Here is an 8854-nt window from a genome sequence, read left to right on the forward strand (position 1 = left end):
CCCGGTGAAGGTCTCCACCCACAACGCCTCAGCCCGCAACACCCCACGCATACACGGGAGATGCCCGCTAAGGAAGCTTGTGCAACAACTTTTAGGGCATGTCCTAGCCGGCCGGCGGTGTGGGCATCGCGGCGAAGAGGTCCAGGTACATGCCCGCCGAGATCAGCAGGCCGATGATGCCGAGGACCACGCCTCCCCAGGCGACCGCGCGGATCCAGACCGGGCGGGGGGCCGAGGCCGGGGACGTCGTACCGGCGCGCAGGGCCACCAGGACTCCCACGCCCACCAGCAGTGCCAGCAGCGCGAACCCGCCGTTGACCAGCGCCGTCGTGTGCCAGGCGTTGCCGTACAGGCCGTCGATCTGCGCGGCGGGGTCGCTCGCCTTGGACAGCGACAGCTGGCCGACCAGCGTCTCCCGCTCGGCGAGTACGCGGCTGGTCCAGCCCCCGGTCAGGGCGACGATGCCCAGTCCGGCCGAGACGACCGCGCCGGCGCCGGAACCGACCCCGGCGGAGGTCGCGGCGGCCCGTGCCTCCTCGGCGTCCAGCTCGGCCTCCAGTGCGGCGGCCTCCTCCTCGGTGAGCGCGGGCTCCACCTCGGCGGGCGCGTCCTGCACGTCTTTGTCGGACGCGGCCTTGTCGGACGCGGCGGCCTCGGAAGCCGTGGCGGCCTCTCCGGTCTTCTCCGTCTTGGCGTCGGTCTTGGTGTCGGTCTTGGCGTTCATGTGCCGCACGCTAGGTCGCGTATCTGAGAGTCGCCTTAACGCACCCGTCGGCGCCCGGTCAGCGCCCCCGGCCCGCCGCCCGCGCCGCCCGCCACTCCGGCGCCAGTACCGACCAGATCTCCTCGTCGCGCCTGCTCCCCCGGTACAGGTACGCCTCCCTGAGCACCCCGTCCCTGTGCATCCCGAGCCGCTGGGCCACCGCGCTGCTGGCGGCGTTCTCCACGTCGCAGATCCACTCGACGCGGTGGATGCCGCGCTCCTCGACCGCCCAGTCGATCAGCACCGTGCAGGCCCGGGTGACCAGCCCGCGCCCGGTGGCCGACGGCTCCAGCCAGCAGCCCACCTCACAGGTGCCCGCCGCCGCGTCGAAGAGCCGGAACATCACGCCGCCGACGAGCGTCCCGTCCAGCCAGATCCCGAAGATCCGGCCCGCGTCGGCGGCGGTCTTCTCCGCGTACCGCTGGAGGAAGGCGCGCGCGGACTCCAGGTCCTTGTTCACGTCGGCCATGCCGACGTACTTGCCGATGTGCTCCCGGCCCCGGTCGATGTGCGCCAGGAACTCCTCGGCCCGCCACGGCTCCAGCGGCCGCAGCACCGCGCTGCTGCCGCCGCCTTCGCCGTCTCCGCCGCCCTTGCCGACCAGGTCGATGCCGAACATGCCGCTCCCCGTCCCCAGTGATCGCTCCGTTCCGGGGATCCTCGCACGCCCTGCGGCCGGGCCTCCCCTCCGGTCAGCCCGAGACGCTCCGGTCAGCCCGAGATGCTCGGCCGCCCGTTCTCGATGTGCCCCATCAGCCTGCGCCGGAAGCCGGGTTCGCCCTCGGCGGTGACCGCGAGGTCGTACCAGCCGTGTGCGTCGTCCGCCGAGTGCACGATGGTGCGGCTGCGGCCCGGGCGGACGCTGACGCGGCGCGGCCTGCGCTCGTCGAGGTCGTCCTCGTCGGCGTACGCCAGCGGCTGCACGGTGAAGGTGACGGCCCTGCGGCCCCGGTTCGTCAGGGTCAGGTGCAGGTCGCGGTCGCGGGACTCGATCCGCGAGGACACCTCGGCCGTGCCCGACCTCGTACCGGCGAACTCGCGGCGGAAGCCGTTCGGTCCGGTGACCGTGAAGCGGTACGCGTCCCCGGCCAGCGGCACCGTCCAGTCCGCCTCCCCGCGCGCCTTCACGTCCAGGTGCTGCGGCACGGCGAACTCACCGGCGTACGGGTAGAGCGCGAAGTGGGCGCTCGCCCGCCCGGAGTTGCGGAGCTCCAGCCGCACCGAGGCGCCGTCCCTGGCCACCTTGCCGTGCGCGTCCGGCTGGTACGGCAGGGCCCGCGCCCGCCGGTGCCCCGGCTCCTGCACCGGCATGTGCTGCTCCAGCGGCGGCACCGGACGCCACCGCCCGGTGAACGGCGGAACGGCCCCCGGCTGGTCCACGGACGGCTGCCGGTACGCCCGCTTGAAGTCGAACGCCGAGGTGAGGTCGCCGGTGACCTGCCTGCGCCACGGGGTGATGTTGGGCTCGCGCACCCCCGTCCACTGCTCCAGAAAGCGGATCACCGAGGTGTGGTCGAAGGTCTCCGAGCAGACGTAACCTCCCACCGTCCACGGCGAGATGACCAGCATCGGGACGCGGATGCCGAGCCCCGTCGGCCGGCCCTTCCAGCGCTCGTCGGTGTTGTTCTCCGGCGGGACGGGCGGCGGCACGTGGTCGAAGAAGCCGTCGTTCTCGTCGTAGTTGATGAGGACGGCGGTGTGCCGCCAGACGTCCGGGTGCGAGGCGAGCGCGTCGAGCACCTGGTAGACGAGGGAGGCGCTGGCCACCGGCGAGGAGGAGCCCGGGTGCTCGGAGTCGATGGCCGAGGGGACCAGGTAGGAGACCTCGGGAAGCTTCCCGGCGGCGATGTCGGCCCGGAAGTTCTTGGCGAGGCTGCCGGTCTCACCGCGCCGCAGCCCGCGCTCGAAGAGCGAGCGCTCGTGCTTGTCGAGCGTCGCGACGCCCTCATCGAGGAGGCCCAGCAGCCTGCTGCGCTCGGCCGCGTCCTTGGTGTCGCGCACCTTCGCGTAGAAGGACTCCATGAAGGTGTGGCCGCCGGTCTTGGCCAGTGCCTTGCGGGCGATGTTCTTGAAGCTGGTGAAGAACTCGATGTTGTTGTCGGTGAAGTTCTCCCACTCCTGGTACGTCCGCCAGCTGCGGCCCGCCTTCTCCAGCCGCTCGGCGTACGTAGGCCAGGGGTAGCCGGGGTGGGTGCCCTCGCCGTACGCGGCGTTGGTCACGGCGCGGCTGCCGTCGGCCTCGTAACCCGTCCAGCCGGACCACAGGTGGTTGCGGTTGGGGCTGGTGGAGGTGTGGATGGAGGAGTGGTACGCGTCGCAGACGGTGAAGGTGTCGGCGAGTTCGTAGTGCAGCGGCAGGTCGCGGCGGTCGTAGTACGCCATGGTGGCGCCGGTCTTGGCGGTCACCCAGCCGTTCATCCAGCCCTGGCCCCAGGCCTTGTGCCCGCCGTCCCACGAGTGGTCGAGGTCACCGATGTACTGGAGGTCCTTCTTCTGCGCCGCCGCCGCGTCCCGCACCGGGAAGGGCAGCACGCTCTTGAGCGGTCCCGCGGGCTGCTCGAACACCGGCTTCCCGCCGGGCAGTTCGATGGCGTTGCGGTCGCCGAAGCCGCGGACGCCGCGCAGGGTGCCGAAGTAGTGGTCGAAGGATCTGTTCTCCTGCATCAGCACGACGACGTGCTTGATGGCCCGCAGTCCGCCGGACGCCGGCTTCTCCGCGGCGATGGCGGCCTGCAGCGACGGCGGCAGCAGCGATCCCGCCGCGGTGGCGCCGAGCGCCCCGCCGCCGATCGCGAACAGCCGTCGCCGGGTGAGGTCAGTGGCCAAGGGGTTCCTCCCGAGTCAGTGGTGATGTCGGGAAAGTACTGAGGCCGCGTGGCAGGGAGAAGTACTCCGGCAGGACCCGTGGTTAACGTCCATGCACTCGCAGAGGTGAGTCCAAGTGCCGGTGACGGCAGTCCAAGCCCTCCGGCCTGCGCCGCCCGGTTTCAGAACTCCAGCTTCGCCTGCACCGGCACGTGGTCGCTGTCCGTCGTCGCGAGGGTCTCGAACCGGACGATTTCCGCGCCGCGCACCATGACGTGGTCCAGCCGTGCCACCGGGAACCTCCGGGGCCAGCTGAAGCCGAACCCCCGCCCGGAGTCGTCGAACTGGGTGACCACCGGGTCGAGCCCCCGGTCGTCCGTGGTGCCGTTGAGATCGCCGAGGAGGATGATCCGGTCCACGCTCTCCGCCGCCAGCGCCGCCCCCAGCCGTTCGGCGGCCTCGTCGCGCGGCCCGGTCTTCAGGCCCTGCGGCCAGCTCGCCCGTACCGAGGGCAGATGGGCGACGTAGACCGCGACGTTCCCCTGTGACGTCAGCGCGGTCGCCCGCAGCCCGCGCTGCCACGGCCCGGTGATCGACTCCGGCTTGAGGTCCACCGGGCGTACGTCGCTCAGCGGGAACGTGGACCAGAGCCCGACGGTCCCCCGCACCGCGTGGTGCGGGTACTTCGCGTCGAGTACGCCGGAGACCTTCGCCGCCACCTGAGGGGTGACCTCCTCCAGCGCGATCATCGCGGGCCCGGCCCCGGCAAGGGCCCTGGCCGCACCCGCCGGGTCGGGGTTGTCGTCGGCGATGTTGTGCTGCACCACGCTGAAGTCGTGCTCCGGCTCGGCCGAGAACGCGGTGAGCGCGCCGCCCGCCAGCCCGCCCCACGCCCCTGCGGGCACCAGCAGCGCCACCAGTGCGAGGGCCGAGCGCCGCCACAGGGCGATCAGCAGCAGGGGCAGTACCAGGAGGCCGATCCAGGGCAGGAAGGTCTCCAGCAGGCTGCCGACGCCCCGGAAGTCCGGTACGAGCGCGTGCAGTACGGGCAGCAGTCCCAGCACCACCGCGCACAGGGCGACGAGCCGGCCGCGCCGCCAGGAGCCGCGCCCCTTGCCGTCCTCGCCCCAGTGCCGGCCCTCGGGCCAGGTGCGGCGGCGGCCTTCGCCGTGGCGGCGGCCGTCGTGGCGGGGGCGGCGGCCGTCCCAGTTGTCCCGGTAATGACCCTGGTCATGATCCTGGTGCTCCTCCCCGTGCTCCCCCCAGTGGTCGTCGCCCTCTTCGTCGTAGCGACCCCGGTGATCGAAGTCCCTGTCGTACGTCCTGGACACCGCGCTCCCCCGTCATTCCGTGCGCTGTTCCCGGTGAGGACGCAGCAGTCGGATCCGATGGTTCACCACCCGGCGTACGCCGAGGGGCCCCGGTCGCGGAATCTCGACCGGGGCCCCTCGAAACGTACAGACGCCATCGCGTCGGCGGAACGTCAGCCCTCGACGCCCAGCTTCTCCAGGATCAACTCGCGCACGCGTGCCGCGTCCGCCTGGCCCCGGGTGGTCTTCATGACCGCGCCGACGAGCGCGCCCGCCGCAGCGACCTTGCCGCCGCGGATCTTGTCCGCGATGGCCGCGTTGGCCGCGATGGCCTCGTCGACCGCCGCACCCAGTGCGCCGTCGTCCGAGACGACCTTCAGACCGCGCTTCTCGACGACCTCGTCGGGATCGCCCTCACCTGCGAGGACGCCCTCGATGACCTGGCGGGCCAGCTTGTCGTTCAGGTCACCGGCAGCGACCAGCGCGGTCACCCGGGCCACCTGCGCCGGGGTGATCGGCAGCTCGTCGATCGCCCGGCCCGTCTCGTTGGCGTTACGGGCCAGCTCGCCCATCCACCACTTGCGGGCGGACGCCGAGTCGGCACCGGCCTCGATGGTGGCGACGATCGGGTCGACCGCACCGGCGTTGAGGATCGACTGCATGTCGTGCTCGTTGACCCCCCACTCCTCGCGGAGGCGGTTACGACGAACCCGCGGCATCTCCGGGAGACCGGCGCGCAGTTCCTCGACCCACTCGCGCGCGGGGGCCACCGGAACCAGGTCCGGCTCGGGGAAGTAGCGGTAGTCCTCGGCGTTGTCCTTGATACGGCCGGACGTCGTCGAGCCGTCCTCCTCGTGGAAGTGACGGGTCTCCTGGATGATCGTGCCGCCGCTGTTGAGGACCGCGGCGTGCCGCTGGATCTCGAAGCGGGCGGCGCGCTCGACGGAGCGCAGCGAGTTGACGTTCTTGGTCTCGCTGCGGGTGCCGAACTCCTCGCGGCCGTGCGGGCGCAGCGACAGGTTGACGTCGCAGCGCATCTGGCCCTTGTCCATCCGGGCCTCGGACACGTTCAGCGCCTTGATGACCTCGCGCAGCTCGGCGACGTACGCCTTGGCGACCTCGGGGGCACGCTTGCCCGCTCCCTCGATCGGCTTGGTGACGATCTCGATGAGCGGGATGCCCGCGCGGTTGTAGTCGAGCAGCGAGTGCGAGGCGCCGTGGATGCGGCCGGTGGCACCGCCGACGTGCGTCGACTTGCCGGTGTCCTCCTCCATGTGGGCGCGCTCGATCTCCACGCGGAAGATCTCGCCGTCCTCCAGCTGTACGTCGAGGTAGCCGTTGAAGGCGATGGGCTCGTCGTACTGGGAGGTCTGGAAGTTCTTCGGCATGTCCGGATAGAAGTAGTTCTTCCGGGCGAAGCGGCACCACTCGGCGATGTCGCAGTTCAGCGCCAGGCCGATCTTGACGGCCGACTCCACGCCGATCTCGTTGACGACCGGCAGGGCGCCGGGCAGGCCGAGACAGGTGGGGCAGGTCTGGGTGTTGGCGTCCTGGCCGAGCTCGGTGGAGCAGCCGCAGAACATCTTGGTGCGGGTGCCGAGCTCGACGTGGACCTCAAGGCCCATGACGGGGTCGTACGTCGCGAGGGCATCCTCGTACGACACCAGGTCGGTAGTGACAGTCACGGTGAAACTTTCCCTCTCAGCCCAGCAGGACGTCGTCGTCGCCGAGCTTCTTCAGCTCGCGGTAAAGCAGAGCGAGGCCGGTGACGATGGCGGCGGCGGAGACAACGGCGTCGACGAGACGGAGCGTGTCATTGTCCTTGCGGGCCATCCGGGCCTGCTTGGCGACGCTGATCGCGCCGAAGGCGGTGGAGCCGATCGACAGGTACGTACCGGCCTTGGAATTCTTGAATCCCTTGGCCTTGATGGGCATGGGGCTCATAGCGACGGTGCCTCCTCAAGCAGCGGGTGCCCCCACTTTTCCACGAAGGCGGCCTCTACGGCAGCTCCCACCTTGTAAAGGCGGTCGTCCTTCATGGCGGGGGCGATGATCTGGAGCCCGACCGGCATGTTGTCCTCCGGCGCGAGGCCGCAGGGCAGCGACATGGCGGCGTTGCCGGCCATGTTCGTCGGGATGGTGCACAGGTCGGCCAGGTACATCGCCATCGGGTCGTCGGCACGCTCGCCGATCGCGAAGGCGGTGGTCGGCGTCGTCGGCGAGACGATGACGTCGACCTGCTCGAAGGCCTTCTCGAAGTCCTGCGTGATGAGCGTGCGGACCTTCTGGGCGCTGCCGTAGTACGCGTCGTAGTAACCGCTCGACAGGGCGTACGTGCCGAGGATGACGCGGCGCTTGACCTCGTCGCCGAACCCGGCCTCACGGGTGAGCGCGGTGACGTCCTCGGCGGAGCGGGTGCCGTCGTCGCCGACGCGCAGGCCGTAGCGCATGGCGTCGAAGCGGGCCAGGTTGGAGGAGCACTCCGAGGGGGCGATCAGGTAGTACGCGGAGAGCGCCAGGTCGAAGGACGGGCAGTCCAGCTCGACGATCTCGGCGCCCAGCTTCGTCAGCAGCTCGACGGACTCGTCGAAGCGCTGCAGGACACCGGCCTGGTAGCCGTCGCCGCGGAACTGCTTGACGACACCGACGCGCATGCCCTCGACGCTGCCGTTGCGGGCGGCCTCGACGACCGGCGGGACCGGGGCGTCGATGGAGGTGGAGTCGAGCGGGTCGTGCCCGGCGATGACCTCGTGCAGGAGCGCCGCGTCCAGGACCGTACGGGCGCAGGGCCCGCCCTGGTCGAGGGAGGACGAGAACGCCACCATGCCGTAGCGGGAGACGCCGCCGTAGGTGGGCTTGACGCCGACGGTGCCGGTGACGGCGGCGGGCTGGCGGACGGAGCCGCCGGTGTCCGTGCCGATGGCGAGCGGGGCCTCGAAGGCGGCGAGAGCGGCCGAGGAACCGCCGCCGGAGCCGCCGGGGATCTTGGTGAGGTCCCAGGGGTTGCCGGTCGGGCCGTACGCGCTGTTCTCGGTGGAGGACCCCATGGCGAACTCGTCCATGTTGGTCTTGCCGAGGATGACGACGTCGGCGGCCTTGAGGCGCTTGGTGACCGTCGCGTCGTACGGCGGGATCCAGCCTTCGAGGATCTTCGATCCGACGGTCGTCGGAATCCCCTCGGTGGTGAAGATGTCCTTGAGCGCGAGCGGGACGCCGGCCAGCGGGCCCAGCTTCTCGCCTGCCGCGCGCTTGGCGTCGACGGCGCGGGCCTGCGCGAGCGCGCCCTCGCGGTCGACGTGCAGGAAGGCGTGCACCTTCTCGTCGACGGCGTCGATCCGGGCCAGGTGGGCCTCGGTGACCTCGACGGCGGTGAGCTCGCCGGAGGCGATCTTCTCGGCCGTCGCGGCAGCGGTGAGCTTGATGATCTCGGTCATGCTGATTAGTCCTCCCCCAGGATCTGCGGCACCTTGAAACGCTGCTGCTCCTGGGCCGGGGCGCCGGAGAGCGCCTGCTCGGGGGTGAGCGACGGGCGTACCTCGTCCTTGCGCATGACGTTCGTCAGCGGCAGCGGGTGGGAGGTCGGCGGTACGTCTTGGTCGGCGACCTCGGAGACGCGGGCGACCGCGCCGATGATGTCGTCGAGCTGACCGGCGAAGTGCTCAAGCTCTTCGGGCTTCAGCTCCAGACGCGCCAGCCGTGCGAGGTGTGCGACCTCCTCGCGCGTGATGCCAGGCATGCAGCGATCCTCAGGGGTTGGTGTGCGGTGTGGTTATTGCGTCCAATCCTATGGGTCGCGCGGCGATGCCCGCGAAACAGTTCACCCGGCGGAACCGCCCGGCCCGCGGGAGAGCCCCGCCCCCTTGGGCGGCGGGGCCGCCCCCCGAGCCCCCTTGGGCGGCGAAGCCGCCCCTACCCCCTAGCCCCCTTGGGCGGCGGGGCCGCCCCCCGGGGGCGGAACGGGCGGGCAAGGGGGCGG

At 71.1% G+C, this 8854-nt stretch carries 8 protein-coding genes; all 8 read right to left on the bottom strand.

Features of this window, described 5'->3' with window-relative positions; translation table 11 throughout:
- Positions 1-103: 103 nt before the first annotated feature.
- Positions 104-724, bottom strand: a complete 621-nt coding sequence (locus ACZ5PB_RS43290; protein ID WP_468699229.1) for a hypothetical protein — start codon at positions 722-724, stop codon at positions 104-106.
- A gap of 58 nt (positions 725-782) precedes the next feature.
- Entirely contained in the window at positions 783-1382 is a 600-nt protein-coding gene (locus ACZ5PB_RS43295; RefSeq protein WP_468699230.1) for a GNAT family N-acetyltransferase, read from the bottom strand.
- Between the two features lie 92 nt (positions 1383-1474).
- A complete protein-coding gene (locus tag ACZ5PB_RS43300; protein WP_468699232.1) occupies positions 1475-3589 on the bottom strand; it encodes a phosphocholine-specific phospholipase C in 2115 nt (704 codons plus the stop codon).
- 161 nt (positions 3590-3750) lie between these two features.
- Positions 3751-4644 carry an endonuclease/exonuclease/phosphatase family protein gene (locus tag ACZ5PB_RS43305; protein WP_468699237.1) on the bottom strand — a complete coding sequence of 298 codons (894 nt, stop codon included), beginning with the start codon at positions 4642-4644 and terminating at the stop codon, positions 3751-3753.
- Positions 4645-5051: 407 nt separating this feature from the next.
- Entirely contained in the window at positions 5052-6563 is a 1512-nt protein-coding gene (gatB, locus tag ACZ5PB_RS43310) for an Asp-tRNA(Asn)/Glu-tRNA(Gln) amidotransferase subunit GatB (protein WP_468699233.1), read from the bottom strand.
- Between the two features lie 16 nt (positions 6564-6579).
- Positions 6580-6822, bottom strand: a complete 243-nt coding sequence (locus tag ACZ5PB_RS43315; RefSeq protein WP_362416023.1) for a hypothetical protein — start codon at positions 6820-6822, stop codon at positions 6580-6582.
- Entirely contained in the window at positions 6819-8312 is a 1494-nt protein-coding gene (gene gatA / locus ACZ5PB_RS43320) for an Asp-tRNA(Asn)/Glu-tRNA(Gln) amidotransferase subunit GatA (RefSeq protein ID WP_468699235.1), read from the bottom strand. The genes ACZ5PB_RS43315 and gatA overlap by 4 nt, the downstream gene beginning before the upstream one ends.
- Positions 8313-8317: 5 nt before the next feature.
- Entirely contained in the window at positions 8318-8614 is a 297-nt protein-coding gene (gene gatC / locus ACZ5PB_RS43325) for an Asp-tRNA(Asn)/Glu-tRNA(Gln) amidotransferase subunit GatC (protein ID WP_030851400.1), read from the bottom strand.
- Between the last annotated feature and the right edge of the window lie 240 nt (positions 8615-8854).

Source organism: Streptomyces sp. NPDC032721 (assembly GCF_055579625.1).

What these genes read in the sequence shown, in the direction of transcription:
- ACZ5PB_RS43315 (WP_362416023.1), bottom strand. Translation starts at nt 6,822, where the DNA reads ATGAGCCCCATGCCCATCAAGGCCAAGGGATTCAAGAATTCCAAGGCC.
- gatC (WP_030851400.1), bottom strand. Translation starts at nt 8,614, where the DNA reads ATGCCTGGCATCACGCGCGAGGAGGTCGCACACCTCGCACGGCTGGCG.
- ACZ5PB_RS43295 (WP_468699230.1), bottom strand. Translation starts at nt 1,382, where the DNA reads ATGTTCGGCATCGACCTGGTCGGCAAGGGCGGCGGAGACGGCGAAGGC.
- gatA (WP_468699235.1), bottom strand. Translation starts at nt 8,312, where the DNA reads ATGACCGAGATCATCAAGCTCACCGCTGCCGCGACGGCCGAGAAGATC.
- ACZ5PB_RS43290 (WP_468699229.1), bottom strand. Translation starts at nt 724, where the DNA reads ATGAACGCCAAGACCGACACCAAGACCGACGCCAAGACGGAGAAGACC.